Genomic DNA, 22,620 nt, shown 5'->3' on the forward strand with positions numbered 1-22,620 from the left:
TTACTTCCTCGGTGTCAGGAACGAACGGTCCGACTCTCCGGTAACGAAATCCACGATCCGCTGCACGTATTCACTTTCGTTGTCAGCGCCAACCCGATGAGCGCGCTCCATGAAAGTCCCATCACCCGTTGACAATTCGCGGAATGCAGCGCGCAGGGCCGAAATATCTTCGCGCGAGACCCCGCGCCGTTTGAGACCCACCAGGTTCAGGCCGTCCAGCTCACCCCGTGGAGCCTGGACCAGGCCGTAGGGAATTACGTCATTGGCGACCATGGTCAGCGCACCAATGATCGCTCCTCGACCCACGCGCACCCATTGGTGCAGACCCGAGATGCCGCCGACGATCACGTCATCTTCGATGATACAATGCCCGGCCGCACCAGCATGGTTGACCATGATCACCCGGTTGCCGATCTGAACGTCATGCGCCACATGGACACCGGCCATCAGCAGACAATCGTCGCCGATCCGGGTCACACCGCCGCCGCCGTCAGTGCCGGTATTAACCGTCACATGCTCGCGGATACGATTGCGTTTGCCGATCTCCAGCCGCGTATCCTCGCCACCGAATTTCAGGTCCTGCGGAATCTCTCCGATCACCGAGAAACTGAAAATCACAGTTTCATCACCAACCGAGGTATCGCCGGTCACGACAACATGCGACTTCAGCTCAACCCTCTCGCCCAGTTTGACTTGCGCGCCGACATAGCTAAACGGCCCGATGATACAGCCCTCACCAATCTGCGCGCCGTCTTCGATAATTGCGCTTGGGTGGATGCCGCTCATGTTGTTTTTTCCATGTCCCAATCGACATAGGCCGAGAATTCGGCCTCGGCTGCAACCTCACCATCAACGGTTGCTCGACCGCTGAACTTGAAGATCTTGCCACCTTTCTTACCGCGCACGGTTTCGACATGCATCTCAAGAACGTCGCCCGGGATCACCTTGCGGCGGAATTTGCACTTGTCGATGTTCATGAAATAGATCAGCAGCTCGCTGTCGATCACATCCATACCCACACCCAGCATCACGCCCGCGGTTTGCGCCATCGCCTCAACGATGGTCACACCCGGCATGATCGGCGTCCCCGGGAAATGGCCCTGGAAATGCGGTTCGTTCATGGTGACGTTCTTGATCCCAACGGCCGACTGATAGCCCGAGATATCGACAACCTTGTCGACCAGCAGAAACGGATAGCGATGCGGCAAAATCCGCTGGATCAGCTGAATGTCGGCGCTTTTGGTTTCCGTGCTCATAGTTTCGTCGTCCCGTTCTGGATTTCTATTTGCGGCGTGGTAGCAATACCGCGCCGCAAGGGCAAGCAAACCTATTCGCTGGCCTCGTTTTCGACTTCGCTACCGTCTCCGATTGCCGCGTCGATCCGAATAATGGCCGCATCGGTTATGTCGGTGCGGTCCGAGCTGAGGAAGACACTGGAGCGTTCGATGATGATTGATGCTCCGGTTTCGCGCAGCAGATCTATCAAAACCGGCTGCACCAGCTCAAAGAACTTTTGCCGGGCTTCTTCACTGCGACGCGCCAGTGCATCCAGCTTGGCACGTTGTCCTTCACGATGGGATTGGACCTTTTCGTCAAACGCATCGGCCAACGGGCGGAATTCCTCCGCCGACATGGTCGCACGCTGTTCGGTCAGGGTCTTTTCTTCTTGGCTTAGCTCAACAACGATCCGCTCGTTTTCTTCGCCCAACAGGATCCCTTCAGCCTCGATCTCGCTCAGGACGCGCTGACCAAAGGCCGAGTCGGTAAACAACCGATCGCTGGACAAGGTTACAACATTGCTCTGAGGCGCGCCCAGTTGCTGCGCCACGGCCGGGGCCGCACAAGCCAGGGCCAGAAAAACACACAGGGCCCTCAAAGGGCCCTGCAGTCGCATGAACATACGTATCAACATTCAGGATCAGAACCGGGCCTGAACCGTCAGGTCAAAGTTCTGCTCCTTGTCGAAGTCCTCTTTCTTCAACGCTTTCGAGAAGTTGAAGCGCAAAGGACCAAACGGAGTTTCCCACAGAACCGAAACACCGATCACGTGACGGATCGAGCCGTCCTCGCCAACGATGTCCGCTCCGGCGGTGTTCACATCATTCAGGTTGTAGAGGTTACCGAAATCGTAGAACACGCCGCCGCGCAGGCCCAGTTCTTCGGGCAGACCCAGCGGGAAGTCCGATTCCAGACGAGCAACCCAGTAGTAGTTACCCCCGATCGCATCATCCTGACCGTTCGACAGATCTCGCGGACCGATACCCGCAGGCTCGAACCCGCGGAAGGTGCTGGGCCCAAGAACAAAGCGGTCGAGTGTCCGGCTGAAGTCATCACCGCGCCAGTGCAGCGCACCGACTTCGAGGGATGCACGCAGAACAACCTCTTCGTTCCAAACACGGGTTTGGGCGATACCTCGCGCAGTGGTTTTATAGAACTCGTTGTCCCCACCCAGACCTGCCGCATCGATACCGGCTTCGAACAGAACACCCGCGTTCGGGTTCAGACCGCCCAAACGGCTGTCATAGACATAGGACACACCCAACGAACTAGTCGAACGTTCACCCTGATCGATTTCCGAAGAAATCACTGCACCGTTGATCTCGTCATCCTGCTGGGTCATCTCGCTGTTTTCCCAAGCGTAGCGCAACCGCAGCGAGGACAACTCGCCGATGGCGTAGCTCAGCTGAGGACGGAAGAACAATGTCTCAGTGTCATAGCTGGCAAAGCTCGAGTTGGTGGACGACAGGCCCAGCCCCAGATCAAAGCGCAGTTTGCGCCCCAGAAGATAGGGTTCGGTAAAGTTCAACGTGTATTGCTCGGCGTCCTGTGCAGTCGACAGGGTCAAGCCGACCGTTTGTCCACGTCCCAGGAAGTTGGTTTCCCGCAGTCCGATCGCAACCCCGAAACCATCCGAGACCGAGTAGCTACCACCCAGGCTCAGCGAGCCGGTCGGTTGCTCTTCGACGTCAACGTCCACAATCACCTGACTTGGTGTTGAACCTTCACGCGGCTCGACATCCGCCACAGCAAAGAACCCAAGCGCACGAATACGCTCGGCAGCCTGACGGATCTCACGCGGATTGAAGGGGTCACCTTCAACTGTGTCGAACTGGCGACGGATCACACGGTCCAGCGTCGTGGTATTACCTTCGATATCGATCCGTTCGACGAAAATACGCGGGCCGCGGGTCAGAACGAACTGAACGTCCAGCGTCAGATCACGCGCGTTTCGGGTCACACGGGGCTCAACCCTCAGGAAGTCGACACCTTGCTTGATTCCCAGACGTTCCATCCGGGCGATCGAGTTTTCAACCAGCGACGGTGTATAAGTCACGCCCGGCTTGATCTTCAGTGCAGCCTGATACGGAGCCGGGTCCACACCCGGGATCTCGCTGACTGTGCTGATCTGTCCGAATGAGAATTTTTGGCCTTCGGTAATGTTCATCACCAGGAAAAAGGCGTCCCGCTCGCGGGTGAATTCAACATTCGCGCTGTTGATGCGGAAGTCCACATAGCCACGGGACAGATAGAAATCCCGAATGACCTGTTTGTCGAACTCGATCCGATCAGCGATGAAAGTATCACTGCTGAAGAACGTCCGAAGAACCGTTGCCTGCTTGGTTTCAAGTACCCGGCGCAGGCGGCGATCGGAAAAGGCGCGGTTGCCAACAAAGCTGACACGCTCAACCTCAATCGTGGTGCCCTCGGCCACTTCAAAAACCAGATCGACCCGGTTGTCGCTGCGGCGAATGATGCGCGGAATGACGGTAGCGGACACACGACCTTGTGCAGAGTAGATCTCGGCGATCAGATCGGCGTCGGTTTCCGCAACCTGCGGCGTAAAGACCCGTCGGGGCTGCGAGGTGATTGCCTCGAGCAGCACGTCGTCCTTGACACGCTGATTTCCCTCGATGCTGATCTGATTGATCGTCGGATACTCCTCGACCTCAATCAGCAGCGTATTGCCGCGCGGGGTCAATTCGACTGTCTCAAAAACACCACTGTCAAGCAAACGCTGGTAAGCATCGTTCAATTCGCCGGCGGTTAAGGACTGGCCCGGCTCAATCCCCGTTCGCGCGATAATGGTCGAAGTTTCGATGCGTCGGTTTCCCTCAACATCGAACGAGTTGATGACGAAGTTTTGCGCCCACGCGGCCTGCGGAAACGGTACAAAACCTATTAGTGTCAGAAAGAAAATAAACGTTAGTGACCGCCACAAAATCTTGTTTTCCGGCTTTTGTCCCCCGCAGGATGTGCCCGCGCCTCGCCTATTAATCATAGTTTTCACTACCCAATTTTTTTGGACTTTATAGCTGAGTAGCGAGATTATTAATTCTTGTCAAAAGACCAAATAAGAAAGCGGCCGCAAGGGCCGCCTCGTGTGGTTTTCATAGCAGGTTCTGAGAATCACATGGTGATCAGATAAGCCCAGCCACCCATCGCAACGGCGGTCACGCCAAAGAACAGCAGCATGTCCCAGTTCAAAACGAACAGGTACCCAACACTTTCGGCTGATTTACGCAGAGCCTTTGACATAACAACCTCAGACACGGTTAATTCTTCGACCGAAAATCTACGCCTGAATTTGGGCGGAATTGCGGCATTTCCATGCGCCACCTGCCACAATCAGCAGAACAAGTCGTTAGTCACTGAGAAAACCATCAGACCAAGGATCAGCGACACACCAACGCCCATCAGAACACCGAGGATTCTATCGCTGGGCGGTTTGCCCGTTACGGCCTCATAGGCGTAGAAAACCAGATGCCCGCCATCCAGCGCGGGGATCGGAAACAAGTTCAGCAAACCCACGGCAGTCGACAGAACCGCAATGAAAAAGATAAAGCTCTGCGCTCCCTGGCTGGCCATAGCGCCCGAAGTTTCGGCGATTCCGATGGGACCAGACATGTTGCAGGTGCTGATCGCACCAGTGATCATGTGCCACACGCCAGACAACGATCCGTCAATGATGCGCCATGTTTGGCGCACGCCCCCGGACAGTGATGCCATAAGCCCCGCAGGTTCCGTAGCCGGTTCCAGAGCCATGCCGCCGACAATTCCAATGCGCCAATGGGTCACAAACCCACCTTCTGGCTTCGGCTCGTCCGTGCGGCGTGGGGCCAGCGCGAATTCAAGCTCGGCTCCGTCTCGCCAGACATTCAGCAGCAGGACCTTTCCGTCAGACCCTTCGACGTGTTCCTTGAGTTGCCCGAAAGCAAACACTGGCTCACCATTGATCGCCGTTATAACGTCGCCGGATTTCAGATCGATATCCATAGCTGCACTGCGCGGCGCAACCTGCTGAATTAGCGGCGGGAACAGCCACGGTCCGGAAACGTCTACCGTCTGCCCGTCGCGGATCACCGTGTAGTCCAGTTCGGGCTCAACCGGCAGAGCGTCGGTGAAATCGGACCAGGCCCCCTGCTGATCGAACTCAGGCACCGGAACGCCCGCGATGGCCACGATTTCGTCGCCATCCTCCAGCTGCTGTTGCGTTCCAGGCAATGGATACAGCTTGCCAACTGTCAAAGGCTCTCGGGTCACGCCTTGGGAAAAGAAGATCAGTCCGAACACCAGAATGGACATCACAAAGTTGAAGACCGGACCAGCCGCAACCGTGGCCGCCCGCGCCCACAATGGCGCGCCATGCATGGTGCGGCGCAGCTCTTCGGGGCTCTTTTCAGTAATCTCCTTCATCGCTTCTTCGTCCTTGCCGGACGCAGCGTTGGAGTCGCCTAGAAATTTGACATATCCGCCAAACGGAAGCGCAGCGATCTGCCAACGGGTGCCGCGCTTGTCTACGCGACTCCAGAGGACCGGACCAAAGCCGATTGAGAAGATTTCGGCATGGATACCCGACCACCGCCCCACGATATAGTGGCCGTATTCATGCACCGCGACGATAACGGACAGCGCAATCACAAAGGCAAAGATAGTATACAGCAGGTTGCCGAATTGAGGGATCAGAGAGATTAAGTCCAAGTTTTTATCCTGCTGACTGGATTGCGGCCTCATCGGCCCACTTACGTGCCAAATGGTCCGTTTGCAGCACGTTATCAAGGTTTAATGGGGCATCAAGAAGGCCGTCTGACGCCTCGAACCTATTCAGAACGGACTCGACAATATCAGCCATTTCAAGAAATCCGACACGGCGCGCGATAAAGTGATCCAGCGCGCGCTCTTTGGAAGCGTTGAATACCGCACCGGACAGGCCGCCCCTCTGCATTACGTTTCGGGCCAGACGCAAGGCCGGATAACGCTCCTCATCCGGTTCCTGAAACCTCAACTGACCCAGTTTGGCGAGGTTCAAGCGTTCGACCGGCAACTCGCGCCGTTCGGGCCAGTGCAAGGCATAGCCGATCGCGTGGCGCATATCGGGAGCGCCCATATGGGCCATGACCGCGCCATCGTTGAACCCAACCAGTGAATGCACGATGGATTCGGGATGAACCAGCACTTCGATCTGGTCTGGAGAGACACCAAAGAACTCATTGGTTTCAATCAGCTCCAGCGCCTTGTTGAACATTGAAGCGCTGTCGATGGTTATCCGTTGCCCCATGTTCCAGTTTGGATGATTCGAGGCCTGTTCGACCGTGGCGTTGGCCAGATCGCTTAACGGCCAGTCGCGGAAAGCGCCACCACTGGCAGTGATGATGATCCGCTCGACGGCGTCTATGTCCTCACCGACCAGAGCTTGAAACACGGCCGAATGTTCGCTGTCTACCGGAAGAAGGCGCGCGTTATGCGCCCGCGCGGTTTCCAACACAAGCGCCCCGGCGCAAACCAGCGTTTCCTTGTTCGCTAAGGCCAGCGTCGCGCCTTGTTTCAACGCCTCAAGCCCAGGCGGTAGGCCAGCCGCCCCAACGATTGCAGACATGACCCAATCGGCTGGCCTCGCCGCTGCCTCGGTCAAGGCCGCCTGCCCGGCTGTAGCCTCAACACCGCTTCCGGACAAAGCAGCACGCAGGTCTTCAAGCCGATCCTCATGCGCGGTCACGGCCACGTCAGCGTTCAAGCGGCGCGCATCTTGGGCCAGTTTTTCGATATTTGCACCACCGGTCAGCGCCACAATGTCGTAACCCGACGGGTTTCGGTCGATCAGATCAATGGTGTTCTGTCCGATCGAGCCGGTTGCACCAAAAATCGAGACTTTGCGCATTACATGCCCCCGGGGGAATAGATCAGGCCCGCGATCAGAACAAACAAGGCCGCGCCCATCATGCCGTCGAAGCGATCCAGAAAGCCGCCATGGCCCGGTATCAGATTCGAGCTGTCCTTGACCCCAAATTTCCGTTTCGTGGCACTTTCAACGATGTCACCGGCCTGACTGGCCATCGAGGCCAGCACCGACACCACTACGAACATCACACCGAACCCGGCGTGGTTGGCGAATATCGTACCAACGATGGCCGCCGCCGCCCACCCGCCGGCGGTACCGGACCATGTCTTCTTGGGGCTGACCTTGGGCCAAAATTTCGGACCACCAAAAGTCTTGCCCACAAAGTACCCGGCCACATCCGTTGCAACCACGACCGAGATCAGCCAAATCATCCAGCCAAAGCCCATATTCTCACGGATCGAGATGAACCCAAGCCCAGCAGCGGCAATCCAGATGGCAAACAGCGCATAGGTCGTTTTTGAGCGGGTGACCTGCCCCGCTCCAACCAAAGCTGGCGCAATCAGAACCGGCAACTTGTAGAGCGGCGGCAGATGATAGCTGAGCAGCACCGCAACGCCTGTTAAAATGCCAAGTTGAACGGCGGCCCCGGTTTTTTCCGGGTCGATCATCCGCACCAGTTCCCACGTCATCAGACCGCAGGCAATGCCAATAAAGGCTTCGAACCACAAACCTCCCAACCAGACCTCGACTGCGCCGACAAGGATCAGCACGGCAGCCGAAAGAACGCGGGCGGTCAGGTCAGACCATCGGCCGTCACTCATGCCGGGACAGCTCCGAACCGGCGTTCGCGAGACCCGAAGTTGCGGCACAACCGCTCCAATTCGGCCGCTGTGAAATCGGGCCACAGCGTGTCGATGAATTCATACTCGGAATAGGCAGATTGCCACAGAAGGAAGTTAGAAATCCGTGCCTCTCCGCTGGTGCGGATAACCAGATCCGGATCGGGAAGAACGTGCGTATCCAGATACTTGGGCAGGGTTTCCTCATCTACGTCTTCGGGGCGCAAACGCCCCTCAGCTACGTCGCATGCCAAACGTTTAGTGGCACGTGCGACCTCATCGCGCCCGCCGTAATTCAGGGCAACCGTCAGATGAACCAAATCGTTGTCCTTGGTTTCTTCTTCCAGCGTATCCATCAACGCGATCAGTTTCTCATCCAACCGCACCCGATCGCCGATAAAGCGTACCCGAATCCCGTTTTTCTTCAGGGTTCTGGTTTCCTTGACGATGTAGCGCCGAAACAAGCTCATCAGACCGGCGACTTCGGCCTGCGTGCGCTTCCAGTTCTCGGTCGAAAAGGCGAAGACCGTCAGATACTTGATGCCAAGCCCCGGGCAGGCCTCGACTACTTCGCGCACACGCCGCGCCCCGGCGTGATGCCCGAACAGCCTTGGCCGGCCACGCGCCTGCGCCCAGCGACCGTTCCCGTCCATGATAATTGCGACATGGCGCGGCCCGTTCACGGGTTCAGTATGTGGGGCTTTGAGCATATCCCAGTCTCAGACCTGCATGATCTCTGCCTGCTTGGTTTCAAGCGCGGCATCAACAGCTTTGATCATCTCATCAGTCAAATCCTGGACCTCGGCTTCCCAGAACTTCTGGTCATCCTCAGACATGCCATCTGACTTGGCTTTCTTGATCTGGTCCATACCATCGCGGCGGACGTTGCGGATCGAAACCCGGGCGTGCTCGGCATACTGACCGGCAACTTTGCCCAACTCGCGACGGCGTTCCTCGTTCAGTTCGGGAATCGGCAGCATGATGATAGTGCCATTCAGTTGAGGGTTGATCCCCAAGCCACTTTCGCGGATGGCTTTTTCAACCTTACCGACCAGTCCCTTGTCCCAGACATTGACCGTAACCATGCGCGGTTCGGGAACGTTGACTGTCCCCACCTGGTTAATTGGCGTCATCGAACCATAAGCATCCACCATGACAGGTTCCAGCATCGAAGCCGACGCCCGCCCGGTCCGAAGCGAAGCAAATTCGGTTCTGAGATTGGACATGGCGCCTTCCATGCGCCGTTTCAGATCATCGGTATCCAGTTCGAAATCGTCAGACATGCTGCTCACTCCCCGTCTTCAGGTGCTGTTTGCATGGCTCATAAGCCATCGCAGGTGGGATGTATAGCAATGATGATGTGGAATTGCGCCAATGACCAGAGGTGTTTCTGGCATTTTCCAGGAGTTTCTTAGACAAAAAAGACCGATCAGCGCCAAGGCCGACCGGTCTTGATGTTCGTCTTGCCGATCAGGCGTTTACGTCAACGACGACACGGCCCTTGACCTGACCTTTCAGGATATCAGCGCCCAATTGAGGCAGATCATTCAGGGTCGCGGGATGAACCATCGCTTCCAGCTTATCCATGGGCAGGTCCGTTGCGATGCGCTGCCAGGCGCGAACGCGATTGTTATAGGGCTGCATCACGCTGTCGATGCCCAGCAGATTGACTCCGCGCAGCAGGAACGGAATCACCGTGGCAGGCAGTCCGGCACCACCGGCCAAACCAACCGCAGCAACCGAAGCGCCGTATTTCATTTGGCCCAAAACGCGTGCCAGCATCTCGCCACCGACTGCATCGACGCATCCGGCCCAAGTTTCACTTTCCAGCGGGCGCTTGGTGGTCTCGTTCAACTCTTCCCGCGGAACGATTGTGGTCGCGCCCAGCGATTTCAGGTAGTCACCCGTTTCCGGGCGCCCGGTGACGGCCGCCACCTCGTAACCCAGGTTTGCCAGAATGGCGGTTGCCACCGACCCGACACCACCGGCGGCCCCGGTCACCAGAACCGGGCCGTGATCGGGCTTCATACCGTGATCTTCCAACGCCATTACAGCCAGCATCGCAGTAAAGCCAGCCGTCCCAACGGCCATTGCCTGCCGCGCGTCCAGCCCCACGGGCAGAGGCACCAGCCAATCGGCCCGTGCGTTTGCCTTTTGCGAATAACCACCCCAATGGGCCTCACCAACGCGCCAACCGGTCAGAACCACCTTGTCGCCAGGCTTGTAACGATCATCCGAGGACGCCTCGACCGTACCAGCGTAGTCAATTCCTGGCACATGCGGGTAAGACCGCACCAGACCGCCACCTTTAGCTGAAGTGCACAAACCGTCTTTGTAGTTCACTGTCGAGTATTCGACGGCAACGGTGACCTCACCCTCGGGCAGATCATCCAAGGAAAGCTGCTTTACCGACGGGCTGGCCAGTCCGCTTTCCTCGTCTTTTTCCATGACCAATGCATTGAACATCATATTTCCTTTCGTTTCTCCAAGGCCAGATCACAATCTTCACCTGGCTAAAATTATCCCGGGGGAGTCGCACAGCGCCGGGGGCAGCGCGCCCTGCCTCCGTCAAATCCAGAACTTCTCTTGTACTGTTGCTCGGCGCATACCGTCCGGCGTTTCGACCTCTACAACCGTACCGGCATCCCAATGGCTCAACCGCAGCATTCCAATCGAAACATTGGTTGAAAAATCCGGAGACCAAGCCGCCGACGTCACCTGCCCCACCCGTTTTCCACCGGCAAAAACCGACCACGGACGATCACACGGCGGCACGGCATCGCCGTCGATGGCCAAAGGACGGATCTGTTGCACGGGGCCTTCTTTGGCCACGCGCAACAACGCGTCCCGACCGATGCAGCCGATGGCTGTGTGGGTGTTACAGAACTTGCCCAGACCACACTCATGCGGCGTGTTGTCGTCTGTCATGTCATTGCCATAAGACAACAAACCGCCCTCGATCCGTTCGATCAGGTTAGGACAACCCGCGCGCACCTGAAGGTCTTCGCCAGCCGCAAAAAGAGCGTTCCACAGCGGCATCCCGATATCCGAGCCTTCGACGTAAATCTCGAACCCGCCCTGTTTGGAGTAGCCCGAACGCGCGACCGCCAGATCACGGCCCTGGAATTCGAACATGTCAAACTTGAAGAAACGGATATCGCGAACGCGGTCTCCAAACACCCGAGACATCAACTCATCCGCCTTAGGCCCCTGTACAGCCAGCGGCGACACGTCGGGTTCGTCTACCAAAACGTCCAGTCGGTATCCGTTGGCAATGCCCTTGACCCACAGCAACAAGTCACTGTCCGCAATGGATATCCACCAGCGATCATCAGAAAGTTTCACCGCAACCGGGTCGTTCAGCATACCGCCGGTTTCGTCGACAATTGGCACGTAGAAACACTGACCCGGCAGCATCCCACGCAGATCACGAGGCGTCAGCATCTGCATTAAGCGGGCTGCATCCGGACCGCGTAGTTCGACCTGCCTTTCGACCGAAACGTCCCACACCTGAACATGAGACTTCAGGTGCCGATAATCCGCTTCGACGCTTTCGAATACCGTCGGTAACAGCATGCGGTTATACACCGTATATGCTTTGACTCCGGCCGCCTCGACCCCATCGGAAAACGGAGTCCGCCGCAGCCTACGAGATAGGGATATTTGTGGCATTCAAGCCTCCTCAGGCATAAAAACCAAATCGCTGACAGGCGCGGCTGATCCGGTTTCGGTCAACATCTGGTGCAACTGTCCGCGATGGTGGGTCTGGTGGTTAAACATGTGGATCACACATTGCGCGTAAGGCAATGTAACATCAGCCTCTTTTGCCGCCGAAAACCAAGTGAAGTCTCCGGTCAGCGGTGTGTCATTCAACGATCCTGCCCATCTGGAAACACGGGCATCAACGGTTTCACACCGAGCCACCCAATCAGCCAGATTGGCACACAACGAGACACTTTCGGGAATACCGCCCCCCGGGCCTTCGCCATTGTCAAAGCGGGATACCCAAATCCAGTTGCCCCATAGCAGATGGTTGGCCGTACCCATGATCGACCCGAAGAATGCACCGCGTTCCTTGGTCATTTCTTCGGGAGAAAGTGCTTGTAGAAATCCCGATAACTGACTGTTTTGCCACCGGTTATAACGTGCCATTTCTTGAGCATAGGCCCCGGTGATCATCACTTTGGTCCATGCCAGTCGATCGGACAAATCTCAGCCGACTTGCCACCGAAATCCCAGACGCGCCCATAGTCACGTACTTTGGACTTGGTACCGCGCGCGACAATGATATCCGGACCCATCCAGTATTTCGAGTTCGACACCATCACCGGATGTTCAGGGTCTTTACCCGCCAGCATCTCAATCTCACCCTGAATCTTGCGGCCAATTACAATCCGACGCTTGTTGCCGTCACGCTCAATCTGCACCGGAGCCCGCTCGGCCCCAATGATCTCGCTCACAAGCATGGTGAAAAGCCCGGTGGTGCCACCTGCCTGACCGCTGAAGATTTGCAGCAACCCGTTATAAGCCTTGCCGCTAGCACGTTCGTCCACATAGGCCGCGACTTTCCACTGGCCCTCTCCCATGCGGCCAGGAATATCAACAAGAAGCCCCACGTTCAGACCGGACAGGTCTTCACCCTCATAATGACCTTCGTCGATGATAACCCCCATCCACGCGTGGCAGTGACCCTCGGTTGGAGGATGCGCACCCAGCGACACAACACACGGACAGAACACGTCGCACGAGCAGTTCAGGATCAACTCACCCTTAATGGCCCAGTCTGTTGGGCTCATCTCTCGCCGTTTGGGATTAGGCATACGGCTGTCAATGCGCTGGCTGATCGGCAGCCTGTCTGCTTCGGGTTTTCTGTTTTTAGCCATATACTTATCCTCCGTAAGCAAAGGGATAGATCAGCAGGACAAGACCCCCTGCGATCAGTGCAAACCCCATCGGCCGCGTCACCGCGTGGCCGATCTGAGGCAATTTCTCCAATACCATGAACAAGGTCGCCAGGCCCATCCACAGCAAGCTCATAACGCCACCAACAAACCCAAGCGCCATGAAACCCCAGCAGCATCCAACGCAGAACGCACCTAGCCCCAGCCCCATGCGCAGACCGCCGGTGAACCCGGTTCTCCAGTGGCCCAGGAAGTAGGTCATCGGGGCGTGGCAGACGCCGTGACAGACCTCTTTCGCGCGAGTGAACTGAAACGCGCCAACTGCGATCATTAGGCCGCCAGCGAACCAGCCGGACTTAGCGATGCCCAACATGTCGACTATACCGCCGAACAGCAGACCCAGTTGAACGCCGGTGATCAGAGCGGCAAATCCAACCCAAACGATGAAGTACCCGGTCAGAACGCCTATCCACCCCGAGCGGGTGCCATTGGCGCTACGGATCAGGTCTTCATAGCTGCGAAGGGTCGGCACCAGCGTCGGCAGCATCATTGCAGCCATCATGATCGCCCACATCCAGAACAGCGGTCCGAATTCGGCCATGGGCATATACATGTCCATGCGGGGGTCCATCGCGGCCATCGCTTGCCCCATCGGACCGGGACGACCGATCCAGTCCAAATCCATATCGCGGCTCATGGTGAACATCATCCACCAAGCCCACAGGATCAGAATGTAGAATCCCAACCAAAATCCGCTTCGTAGAACTGCGCGACTCACGCTAACCTCCCGACTCAGTCCTTGCTTTTCAAATGTCAGACTTTTAAATGTCAGACAAATAAAAATTTCACTGGCGGTCCCCGAAACATGAAAATCGATCCTCAGAAACATACGGATTTATCGGCTCAGATCGCTCAGGCTATACGCGATGCCATCATATCAGGTCAGTTGATCGTCGACGAACGGTTGCCGTCCGAGGCCGAATTGTCCGACCAGTTTCAGGTGTCGCGCCCAACCGTGCGCGAGGCGCTAAAGCGTCTTGCCGCACAATCCTTGATCCGCACGCAACGCGGTGCCAGCGGTGGTGCCTTCGTAAACCGGATCAGCTTTGAGGATGCTTATTCTCAGCAAATCACCACCTCGACCCTGTTGTTGTCGATGAATGAGATCAGTTTTGATACGGCTTGTGAGGCCCGCTTTGCGTTGGAACGCGCCTGCGCACCGCTGTCGGCGCAACGCCGTACCGCCGATCAGCTTGCCACCATGCGAGCCGAGATTTTCAGGCAGGCACAACCCGGCCTGACGGATGAGGCATTCTGTTCATCGGACGTCGCTTTTCACCGTGCTCTGGTCGACGGGGCCAGCAACCCGGTTCTGTCCTACCAACTGGCCGGTGCTGTTGAGGCGATGCAACCCCTGATGAACATGATCACCTTTACCGCCCGATCCCGCGAAGAGATCATTGGCCTGCACAATCGCATCGCCGACGCGTTAGAGGCGCGCAACGAGGCAAGTGTTGACGCCGCGCTGGTTGAACTTGAAAATTACACCCGCAAACTGGCCCAGGACGTGGCCCAGCAACACCGAAAGCCAGCGTGACGGAGGAATGATGGTAACAACGCTGAACATAGTCGCCGCATTGTTGACGATTGGCTTTGGCCTTTTCGGATTCCTGGCCCCAGCCTTCACCGCCTCGTCGCTGGATCTGGCACCCACCGACAGCAATATGGGCCTAAGCGAGATGCGCGCCTCTGTTGGCGGGCTGTTCGTGGTGACTGGCGCGGCGGTATTGTGGCTGAACAACCCCATGGCCTACGCCATGCTTGGGGTTGTGTATGCCGGGGCCGCGCTTGGTCGGTTCGTGTCGGTCGTTCTGGATAATCCACCGCTGGTCAAGGCGGTGACATTCGGAGGAATCGAGCTGGCCCTGGCGCTGTGGTTGATCCTGGCGAACTTGAACAAGACCGCCTAAGTATCTGTTTTTTATTATCCCGACATTCAGAAATCCCGGTTTGCATCCGCGCGTCCGCTCACCTATATAGGGTATGTCCTTCGGGACTATGGACATAAACGCGCTCGTAATAAGCGGATCGGACCCGGGGGCGGTACCCGGCGGCTCCACCAACCATCCTTCGTTTGGGGATTTTGGGGCCGAAATAGGATCGACGAACGTCTAAAGGGGTTAGCTTTGTCTCGGCTGTCTGCCACCGTTATCGGCGAAACTAGTACAATTGCAAACGACAATCGTGCTCCGGTTGCAGTTGCTGCGTAAGCAGTAACAAGACCGAAACTTAAGCCCTTGCGCCTAGCCGCGTAAGGCGGGGTTCGCAGGTACCTGGCAACAGAAACCTGCATTTTCCACTTAATGTCTGCTGTTTATCTCTAGTCTTGTTCACGTTCAGGGTTTCTTCACCCTTTCGCGTCATTCTCAGCGCAACAGGAAAAGGAGAGCTGGGATGTCACACGCAGATATACTCAGAAACTGGTATGCTGAGGTTTGGGAAAACGGGAACATTGACGCCATCGACCAGTTCTTTGCCCCCGACACGATGGCCGAAGGACTGATCCCCGAAATGCAGGTCGGTGCGGATGATTTTCGCGATCTGGTCATGGCTTTTCGGCATGTGCTTGGGGATATTAGGGTCGAACTGCCGAAGATTATTGAAGACGGTGATTGGGTGTCCGGAATCTTACATGTCAGCACCACACGAGCGGACAACGGGGCGCCGTTGCAAGCCACTGGCAGCGTAATCGCCCGGATCAAAGATGGCCGGATGGTCGAGGCATACAACCAGTTCGACTTTATCTCTCTGTTCGAACAACTCGGCCAGTTTCCGCAGGACACCCTGCCCGTCTGCATGACCGGGCAAAGGCTGGATTGGGCCTGAGGTAAAGAACGCAATCTTGACCCCTCTAGCGCTTGATCGTAAGCAATGGTCATGGGGTAAGATTGCGAACGCCCCGTGAGGCGCCAGCCCAAGTTTCGCATGTATCCGTTTGCATCAGGAGACATGCCATGCCCGCGCCCAATTCAATCACTCCGAAACAGCTATTACGCCTGGTCGGAACGCCGCAAGCGCCTGTTATAATAGATATTTGCCTGGATTCAGACTTTGAGGCTGACCCGTTTTTGATCCCTGGCTCTGCTCGCCATCCCGCCATGGATATCGACGGCATGGCCCGCCGAATTGGTGATCGGAACGCCGTGATCGTTTGCCAAAAGGGCAAGAAACTCAGCCAAGGCGTCGTTTCATGGTTGCGTAGCAAGGGGTGTGAGGCCGAATTTCTGGAAGGCGGAATGTACGGCTGGCGCGACCTGCCGAATGCACTGCGGATACCAGCCTTCGACTTACCAACGCGCGACGATGGTCGGACCGTTTGGGTCACGCGGCATCGGCCGAAGATCGACAGGATCGCCTGTCCGTGGCTGATCCGCCGCTTCGTCGACCCCTTTGCGCAGTTCCTGTTCGTGGCCCCGAGTGAGGTCAAAGCTACGGCCCAAGTCTTCGACGCAACTCCGTTCGATATCGAGGACACGTTCTGGTCCCACAGAGACGGAAACTGCACATTTGACACGATGTTGGATGAGTTCCAATTGCACACCCCTGCCCTCGATCGGCTTGCCACGGTAATCCGCGCCGCGGATACCAACCGCCACGAACTGTCGCCCGAAGCAGCAGGTTTGTTGGCTGTTTCGGTGGGTCTGTCGCGGCAGTATCGCGATGACCATCAGAACCTTGAGGCAGGCCTGCACCTATATGACGCTTTATACCGTTGGGCTCGGGACGGTTTCGAAGAGCACCACGACTGGCCGACGGATCGCAGATCATGACACCATCGATTGCGGAACTCGTCCGCGTGTTCGGCCGCATTGGCCTGCTTTCCTTCGGCGGCCCGGCGGCACAGATATCACTGATGCATCAGGAACTGGTCGAAAACCGCCCCTGGCTGGATGAGCAGACTTATCTGCGCGCATTGTCACTTTGCATGTTGCTGCCGGGCCCTGAGGCAATGCAGCTGGCCACCTATGCAGGCTGGCGACTGCGCGGAGCTACCGGCGGTTTGATCGCCGGCGCGTTGTTCGTGCTACCCGGTGCCTGCGTCATCGCGGTACTGGTTGGTCTGTACGCCGCTTACGGTGATTTGCCCTTGGTCCAGGCCGGTTTTCTTGGGGTGAAAGCAACGGTTATCGTGATCGTCCTGCAGGCGCTTCAGAACCTGTCGCGCAAGGCCCTGACGGACACTCAGCACCGTGCAATCGCCGGGTTTGGGTTTCTGGCCATTTTTGCGCTGAACCTGCCCTTTCCGCTGATCATTCTGGCCGCAGCGCTTTGGGGATACGCAACGTTTGACGGTCAGGCACGGACGGACGACATCCCCCCTGCGCCCAAAGTCACCGGTACGTTTCGCACCGCTGCCTTTTGGCTGTTGATGTGGCTTGGGCCGCTGCTGGTGTTGACCCTGTCAGGTCAAAAACTGCTGAGCGATCTGGGCTGGTTCTTTGCCCGCCTCGCCGTCGTCACCTTTGGCGGAGCTTATGCCGTGCTGGCCTACATGACCCAAACGGTCGTGGACAAATATCACTGGGTCAATACGGACCAGATGATCGACGCGCTGGGACTGGCCGAAACCACGCCGGGGCCGTTGATTCTGGTCACGCAATTCGTCGCAATGCTGACTGGTCAAATGAGTGGCGGCGCCCCGCTGGCGATTGCGGCCGGAGCGGTTGCCCTATGGGCCACATTCGTTCCTTGTTTTCTGTGGATTTTCCTCGCAGCGCCCTATCTGGATCAACTTGCCGCACGGCCCAGATTGTCTGCCGCGTTGCACGGCATTACGGCCGCTGTTGTGGGTGTGATTCTAAACCTGTCTGTATGGTTCAGTCTTAATGTTCTGTTTCAGAATACCCCCGAAGCGACATGGGGCCCGGTGTCTTTGCCCTGGCCCGACGTAACCAGCTTAAATCCAGCTGCGCTGGTCCTAACAATTCTCGCTGGGCTATTGATTTTTAGGTTTAAATTTGGAATGGCGACAACATTGGCGATCATGGCCGCGATTGGAACGGGACTGCATTTCGTTTAAACAATCCTCACACAGCCGGTCTTTCGTTTCCGATGAAATCCCTTATGCTGAGGGTAACCACTTTTGAGGATGAAACATGTCGCAAGACATCGACTATGGAAACCTGATGCACACCGCCATGCGCGGGCTCATCAAGACCGTTCTGACCAGCGTTTCCGATAACGGCCTGCCCGGAGCGCATCATTTCTTCATCACCTTCGACACTCGCCAGGACGGCGTTGAACTGGCTGATTGGCTGCGCGAGCGGTACCCCGAGGAAATGACAATCGTCATGCAGCACTGGTTCGAAAACCTGGATGTGGGCGAAGACGGGTTTGCGATCACGCTCAACTTTGGTGACGCGCCAGAACCTCTGTATATACCCTACTCCTCGATCAAAACGTTCGTTGATCCTTCGGTCGAATTTGGGCTGCGCTTTGAAAGCCCCGAGGACGAGGATGAGATCGAACCCATCGTCGAGGAATCGATTGAGGTTGAAGAAGAACCCGATCACCACGACGCCGAGGTTGTCTCGCTGGACAGTTTCCGAAAGTAACTGCCCTAAACTACTGTTTTTTCAGAAACGTTTCGACCGAGCGCGACTTTATCCCGTTACGGAACCGTGAAAACGACAGATCTAGACCGCCCTCTGCCAGAGTGCGGTCGAATTGCTGCAGCTCATAGTCACCGGTCTCTCCGATAAATAACGAGAACACGGTAAGGGTGTTACCCTCGATCCGCCCCCAGACAAACGGTTCGCCTTGCATCGGATCCAGTGGAACTTCATGCCCGAACACATTGCGCTTCATCGCGGCGGAATACACGTCGGCCCTGTCCGACTGCTTGAAATCTATCGAGAATTTCTGGTCCTTGACGCGCCCGTCCGCTTTATAGGTGGTGGTTGTCCAACTGACGTTAAAACCTTCTTTTAACTCTTTAATCGACACACTCATATCACGGGGCGTTTCGCTTCCGTCTTCATCGACAACGTTGGCGGACCCGACATAGTTACCCACAAATGCAGCAATATCAGCGGCATAGGCCTTTTGCCCGATGAGAGCGAGCGAAATCAGGATGCCAAACGAAAAGGCAATGATTTTCAGGGGATAGGTTCGAACCAATGTGCCCACCTTAACCTCCAGCAAGTTGATCTTTCTATTGTAGCTCACCCGGTAGCGCGCACAATGCGTTTCGGAGCGAATTTATCAATCCGTTCCGGCTATACCTCTGACACCCTTGCGTTTATGGTGCGCGCAACTGGCCGATTGCACGACAACGCGGTTGCGGGTAAACGGCATACGATTGCATACACGACGGAGTGACAGATGTCTCAGACCCGCACCGAATCCGACAGCTTTGGCCCGCTGGAAGTTCCCTCTGACAAATACTGGGGCGCCCAGACACAGCGCTCGATCATGAACTTCCCAATTGGCTGGGAAAAGCAGCCCGTTGCCATCGTTCGCGCGCTGGGCGTGATCAAGAAAGCCTGCGCGATGGAGAACAAGGCCATCGGCAAGTTGGACGCGAAGATTGCGGATGCTGTCATTCAGGCCGCCGGAGAAGTGATCGAGGGCAAGTTTGACGACAACTTCCCGCTGGTCGTCTGGCAGACCGGGTCTGGCACTCAGTCGAACATGAACTCGAACGAGGTGATCGCCAACCGTGCGATTGAGATTTTGGGCGGCGTGATCGGTTCCAAAGATCCAGTGCACCCGAATGACCACTGCAACATGGGTCAATCCTCGAACGACACATTCCCCACGGCTATGCACATCGCCACCGCAATGAGCGTGCGCGACGTATTGCTACCGGGTCTGGAGAAATTCGCCTCTGCGCTGGAAGCCAAGGCGAAAGAGTTCGCAGGCATCATCAAGATCGGCCGCACACACACGCAGGACGCGACGCCACTGACGTTAGAGCAGGAGTTTGGCGGCTACGCCCACCAGATCCGTCAAGGCATCGCGCGCGTTCACGCATCGATGCCCGGAATTTACGAACTGGCCCAAGGCGGTACGGCCGTAGGCACCGGCCTGAACACGCATAATGGTTGGGATGAGGCCGTCGCCAAGAACATGGCAGATATCACCGGCCTGCCCTTCGTGACTGCACCGAACAAGTTTGAAGCATTGGCAGCACACGACGCAATGGTCTTCCTTTCGGGGGCTTTGGCGACCATCGCGGGCTCTTGCTATAAGATCGCCAACGACATCCGATTGCTGGGCTCTGGCCCCCGCTCGGGTCTGGGTGAGCTGATCCTGCCCGAAAATGAACCTGGATCCTCAATCATGCCGGGCAAGGTAAACCCGACTCAGGCCGAAGCCCTGACGCAGGTCGCCGCACATGTGATGGGCAACGACGCGGCGATGAAGTTCGCCGGATCGCAGGGGCATTTCCAGTTGAACGTCTATAACCCGATGATGTCCTACAACCTACTGCAGTCGATCCAACTGCTGGGCGACGCCACCGACAGCTTTACCGAGCGGATGCTGCTGGGCATCAAGGCGAATGAGCCCCGCATCGACAAGCTGATGAAGGAATCGCTGATGCTGGTCACCGCTCTGGCTCCGACCATCGGCTATGACAACGCCACCACCGTCGCAAAGACGGCGCACAAGAACGGCACGACCCTCAAGGAAGAGGCTATCGCGTTGGGCTTTGTCGATGAAGAGACCTTTGATGCCGTGGTTCGCCCGGAACACATGATCGGCCCCAAAGACTGATGGGCAAGCCGGTCAACCTGAACCGGTATCGAAAAGAAAAAGCGCGGGCCGAGAAGAAGGCCCGCGCAGATCAGAACGCTATAAAATTCGGTCGAACCAAAGCCGAAAAGATCGAAACCAAGTTTGAGCGGGACAAACAGCACCGCGAATTGGACGACCGCGAGTTGGATGAATGAGCGGACGCCCGGTCAAACGATCCCTGACCCTTAAGGGGCATCGTACTTCTGTTTCTCTGGAAGACGAGTTCTGGCAGGCCTTTCGGGACATCGCCAAGGAAAAAGACATGCCAATCAACGCCCTAGCCGCCGAGATAGATGTGCAGCGCGATCCCGAGATTGGTTTGGCCTCAGCCATTCGTGTTTTTGTACTGAACTGGTACCGCAACTGACCCTTGCACCCATCGCAATGATGCGCCTAATGTGGCGAGAACAAAAGGGGTACACTCATGAACCAGACTGTCCTCGGCCCTGACGGCCTGCCGCGTTGTGCATGGTGCCAATCCGCGCCCGAGTTCTTTGATTACCACGACAATGAATGGGGTTACCCGGTCGCGGACGATCAGCGTTTGTTCGAAAAGCTTTGTCTGGAGAGTTTTCAATCGGGCCTAAGCTGGCGCACTATATTGGCCAAGCGCGAAAACTTTCGCAAAGCGTTTAATCATTTCGATTTCAACGCCGTAGCGGCGTTTGATCAAGCAGACGTTGAACGCCTTCTGCAGGATGCGGGCATCATCCGTCATCGTGGCAAGATCGAAGCCGTCATCAACAACGCCCGCCGTGCGCAAGAGCTTGTGACTGCCGAAGGGTCTCTGGCCGCTTATGTCTGGCGGTATGAACCGGAAAATCCGCCTGAACCGCAAACGGCCTCCACCTCGCCGGAATCCATTGCGATGTCGAAGGATTTGAAAAAACGCGGTTGGAAGTTTGTCGGGCCGACCACAGTATTTGCCTTCATGCAAGCAATGGGGTTGGTGAACGACCACGCCATTGGGTGTACCATGCGTGAAAAAGCGGCGCAAAAGCGCCGCGAATTCACCAAACCAGTCTAGCGCCCCTTAGACAGAAGCGCGGAATATCTTTTCGATATTGCCACCCAGAGCGGCATTAAACTCGGCATCCGATTGCTGCTTTGACAGCCCCTCGGTTAGCGCGCGCGAGAACGAGGCAATCATCTTGCCGTTCTGATCCAGCAGATCACACGCCTGCTCGGTCGAATAACCGCCCGACAGCGCCACAACACGCACCACGCGTGGGTGATCGGCCAGTTCGTCATACAGGTTCGCCTGGCTTGGGATGGTCAGTTTCAGCATGATGTCCTGACCCTCTGCCAGTTGGTCGAGGTTTTTCAGGATTTCTGCCTTCAGGATATCTTCGGCCTCGGCTTTAGTGGCCGAGTTGATGTTCACTTCGGGCTCGACAATCGGAACCATGCCGGCCGCAACAACTTCGCGCGCAACGTCAAACTGCTGAGCAACCACGGCAGCGATGCCCTCGGCGTTGGCTTCGTGGATCACCGAACGCTCTTTGGTGCCGAAGACGCCGTTTGCTTTAGCCAGAGTGTCCGCCAGACCCGGGATCGGCTTCATCATCTGAACGCCGTTGGCCTGATCTTCGAGGCCTTTGTCGATTTTCAGGAACGGAACGATTCCCTTCTGCGACCACAGGTAATCTGCGACCTTGCAGCCGTCGATCTCTTCGCCCAGCGTGCGCTCGAACAGGATCGCGCCGATCACTTTTGCATTGGTGAAATCGTCAGCCAAAATGATGCGAGCGCGCATTTTCTGGATTTCGCCGAACATCTCTTCGTCCGAGTTGTAATCCGAGGCCTCGACCCCGTAAAGCGCCAGCGCCTTGGGTGTCGAGCCGCCACTTTGATCCAGGGCTGCAATAAAACCTGCACCGTTGGACATCTGCTCGCGCTGTTCTGCTTTGGACATAAGACTTTCCCGTTCAATAATGATTCCGCGTTTTTCATCGCATACAGC

Annotated in this window: 27 protein-coding genes and 1 other RNA gene; 11 read left to right on the forward strand and 17 right to left on the reverse strand. The window is 56.7% G+C overall.

Annotation, left to right across the window (positions count from 1 at the left end; translation table 11 throughout):
* From lpxA to ACXAGD_RS08110, 15 genes are all read right to left on the reverse strand, one after another.
* The gene (gene lpxA, locus ACXAGD_RS08040) at positions 1-786 is read right to left on the reverse strand and encodes an acyl-ACP--UDP-N-acetylglucosamine O-acyltransferase (protein WP_475209462.1); all 786 of its coding nucleotides are present in this window, start codon (positions 784-786) and stop codon (positions 1-3) included.
* Positions 783-1,256, reverse strand: coding sequence for a 3-hydroxyacyl-ACP dehydratase FabZ (gene fabZ, locus ACXAGD_RS08045; protein ID WP_170358383.1), 474 nt, complete (start codon positions 1,254-1,256; stop codon positions 783-785). Before fabZ ends, lpxA begins: the two co-directional genes overlap by 4 nt.
* Positions 1,257-1,327: 71 nt before the next feature.
* Positions 1,328-1,912 (reverse strand): OmpH/Skp family outer membrane protein, encoded by a 585-nt coding sequence (locus tag ACXAGD_RS08050; RefSeq protein WP_475209463.1) that lies wholly within the window; start codon positions 1,910-1,912, stop codon positions 1,328-1,330.
* Between the two features lie 6 nt (positions 1,913-1,918).
* Positions 1,919-4,279, reverse strand: coding sequence for an outer membrane protein assembly factor BamA (bamA, locus tag ACXAGD_RS08055; RefSeq protein WP_475212529.1), 2,361 nt, complete (start codon positions 4,277-4,279; stop codon positions 1,919-1,921).
* 128 nt (positions 4,280-4,407) lie between these two features.
* On the reverse strand, positions 4,408-4,536 hold the full coding sequence (locus ACXAGD_RS08060; protein WP_475209464.1) for a hypothetical protein: 129 nt from the start codon (positions 4,534-4,536) through the stop codon (positions 4,408-4,410).
* Between the two features lie 90 nt (positions 4,537-4,626).
* Positions 4,627-5,979 carry an RIP metalloprotease RseP gene (rseP, locus tag ACXAGD_RS08065; RefSeq protein ID WP_475209465.1) on the reverse strand — a complete coding sequence of 451 codons (1,353 nt, stop codon included), beginning with the start codon at positions 5,977-5,979 and terminating at the stop codon, positions 4,627-4,629.
* A gap of 4 nt (positions 5,980-5,983) precedes the next feature.
* The gene (gene dxr, locus ACXAGD_RS08070) at positions 5,984-7,156 is read right to left on the reverse strand and encodes a 1-deoxy-D-xylulose-5-phosphate reductoisomerase (RefSeq protein ID WP_475209466.1); all 1,173 of its coding nucleotides are present in this window, start codon (positions 7,154-7,156) and stop codon (positions 5,984-5,986) included.
* On the reverse strand, positions 7,156-7,938 hold the full coding sequence (locus ACXAGD_RS08075) for a phosphatidate cytidylyltransferase (protein WP_475209469.1): 783 nt from the start codon (positions 7,936-7,938) through the stop codon (positions 7,156-7,158). Before ACXAGD_RS08075 ends, dxr begins: the two co-directional genes overlap by 1 nt.
* The gene (locus ACXAGD_RS08080) at positions 7,935-8,666 is read right to left on the reverse strand and encodes an isoprenyl transferase (protein WP_475209471.1); all 732 of its coding nucleotides are present in this window, start codon (positions 8,664-8,666) and stop codon (positions 7,935-7,937) included. Before ACXAGD_RS08080 ends, ACXAGD_RS08075 begins: the two co-directional genes overlap by 4 nt.
* A gap of 9 nt (positions 8,667-8,675) precedes the next feature.
* Positions 8,676-9,239: a ribosome recycling factor gene (gene frr, locus ACXAGD_RS08085; protein WP_475209475.1), complete on the reverse strand. Its 564-nt coding sequence runs from the start codon at positions 9,237-9,239 to the stop codon at positions 8,676-8,678.
* A gap of 187 nt (positions 9,240-9,426) precedes the next feature.
* Positions 9,427-10,422: an acryloyl-CoA reductase gene (acuI, locus tag ACXAGD_RS08090; protein ID WP_475209477.1), complete on the reverse strand. Its 996-nt coding sequence runs from the start codon at positions 10,420-10,422 to the stop codon at positions 9,427-9,429.
* A 102-nt stretch (positions 10,423-10,524) separates the two neighbouring features.
* Positions 10,525-11,628, reverse strand: a complete 1,104-nt coding sequence (locus ACXAGD_RS08095; protein WP_475209479.1) for a dimethylsulfoniopropionate demethylase — start codon at positions 11,626-11,628, stop codon at positions 10,525-10,527.
* Positions 11,629-12,135, reverse strand: coding sequence for a DinB family protein (locus ACXAGD_RS08100; RefSeq protein ID WP_475212531.1), 507 nt, complete (start codon positions 12,133-12,135; stop codon positions 11,629-11,631).
* The gene (locus ACXAGD_RS08105) at positions 12,135-12,839 is read right to left on the reverse strand and encodes a DUF1326 domain-containing protein (RefSeq protein ID WP_170324851.1); all 705 of its coding nucleotides are present in this window, start codon (positions 12,837-12,839) and stop codon (positions 12,135-12,137) included. The genes ACXAGD_RS08100 and ACXAGD_RS08105 overlap by 1 nt, the downstream gene beginning before the upstream one ends.
* A gap of 4 nt (positions 12,840-12,843) precedes the next feature.
* Complete coding sequence (locus ACXAGD_RS08110) at positions 12,844-13,635, reverse strand: DUF2182 domain-containing protein (protein WP_475209484.1); 792 nt, start codon at positions 13,633-13,635, stop codon at positions 12,844-12,846.
* 87 nt (positions 13,636-13,722) lie between these two features.
* Here ACXAGD_RS08110 and ACXAGD_RS08115 point away from each other — a divergent pair, with 87 nt between their 5' ends.
* The 7 genes from ACXAGD_RS08115 (at position 13,723) to ACXAGD_RS08145 (ending at position 18,472) form a co-directional block, all read left to right on the forward strand.
* Positions 13,723-14,454 (forward strand): FadR/GntR family transcriptional regulator, encoded by a 732-nt coding sequence (locus tag ACXAGD_RS08115; RefSeq protein ID WP_475209488.1) that lies wholly within the window; start codon positions 13,723-13,725, stop codon positions 14,452-14,454.
* 10 nt (positions 14,455-14,464) lie between these two features.
* Positions 14,465-14,827, forward strand: a complete 363-nt coding sequence (locus ACXAGD_RS08120; protein ID WP_475209493.1) for a DUF4345 family protein — start codon at positions 14,465-14,467, stop codon at positions 14,825-14,827.
* Between the two features lie 36 nt (positions 14,828-14,863).
* Positions 14,864-15,211: a transfer-messenger RNA gene (gene ssrA / locus ACXAGD_RS08125) on the forward strand.
* A gap of 100 nt (positions 15,212-15,311) precedes the next feature.
* Positions 15,312-15,743: an ester cyclase gene (locus ACXAGD_RS08130; RefSeq protein WP_475209497.1), complete on the forward strand. Its 432-nt coding sequence runs from the start codon at positions 15,312-15,314 to the stop codon at positions 15,741-15,743.
* Between the two features lie 128 nt (positions 15,744-15,871).
* Entirely contained in the window at positions 15,872-16,687 is an 816-nt protein-coding gene (locus ACXAGD_RS08135; RefSeq protein ID WP_475209502.1) for a chromate resistance protein ChrB domain-containing protein, read from the forward strand.
* Positions 16,684-17,937: a chromate efflux transporter gene (gene chrA / locus ACXAGD_RS08140; RefSeq protein WP_475209504.1), complete on the forward strand. Its 1,254-nt coding sequence runs from the start codon at positions 16,684-16,686 to the stop codon at positions 17,935-17,937. The genes ACXAGD_RS08135 and chrA overlap by 4 nt, the downstream gene beginning before the upstream one ends.
* A gap of 76 nt (positions 17,938-18,013) precedes the next feature.
* Positions 18,014-18,472 (forward strand): SspB family protein, encoded by a 459-nt coding sequence (locus tag ACXAGD_RS08145; protein WP_475209507.1) that lies wholly within the window; start codon positions 18,014-18,016, stop codon positions 18,470-18,472.
* A 10-nt stretch (positions 18,473-18,482) separates the two neighbouring features.
* On the opposite strand, the gene ACXAGD_RS08150 is transcribed toward ACXAGD_RS08145, so the two are convergent.
* Complete coding sequence (locus tag ACXAGD_RS08150; RefSeq protein WP_475209510.1) at positions 18,483-19,046, reverse strand: hypothetical protein; 564 nt, start codon at positions 19,044-19,046, stop codon at positions 18,483-18,485.
* Positions 19,047-19,241: 195 nt separating this feature from the next.
* On the opposite strand from ACXAGD_RS08150, the gene fumC reads away from it, so the two are divergent.
* The 4 genes from fumC to ACXAGD_RS08170 are packed head-to-tail and all read left to right on the forward strand — an operon-like array spanning position 19,242 to position 21,684.
* The gene (fumC, locus tag ACXAGD_RS08155) at positions 19,242-20,636 is read left to right on the forward strand and encodes a class II fumarate hydratase (RefSeq protein ID WP_475209515.1); all 1,395 of its coding nucleotides are present in this window, start codon (positions 19,242-19,244) and stop codon (positions 20,634-20,636) included.
* Positions 20,636-20,812, forward strand: a complete 177-nt coding sequence (locus ACXAGD_RS08160; protein WP_475209519.1) for a DUF4169 family protein — start codon at positions 20,636-20,638, stop codon at positions 20,810-20,812. The genes fumC and ACXAGD_RS08160 overlap by 1 nt, the downstream gene beginning before the upstream one ends.
* Positions 20,809-21,024, forward strand: coding sequence for a ribbon-helix-helix domain-containing protein (locus tag ACXAGD_RS08165; RefSeq protein ID WP_475209522.1), 216 nt, complete (start codon positions 20,809-20,811; stop codon positions 21,022-21,024). Before ACXAGD_RS08160 ends, ACXAGD_RS08165 begins: the two co-directional genes overlap by 4 nt.
* A gap of 57 nt (positions 21,025-21,081) precedes the next feature.
* The gene (locus ACXAGD_RS08170; RefSeq protein ID WP_475209523.1) at positions 21,082-21,684 is read left to right on the forward strand and encodes a DNA-3-methyladenine glycosylase I; all 603 of its coding nucleotides are present in this window, start codon (positions 21,082-21,084) and stop codon (positions 21,682-21,684) included.
* Positions 21,685-21,690: 6 nt separating this feature from the next.
* Here ACXAGD_RS08170 and ACXAGD_RS08175 read toward each other — a convergent pair whose 3' ends face one another.
* Positions 21,691-22,572, reverse strand: a complete 882-nt coding sequence (locus ACXAGD_RS08175) for a fructose bisphosphate aldolase (protein WP_475209524.1) — start codon at positions 22,570-22,572, stop codon at positions 21,691-21,693.
* Positions 22,573-22,620: the final 48 nt, after the last annotated feature.

It is taken from the genome of Ruegeria sp. ABF4_144 (genome assembly GCF_056160045.1).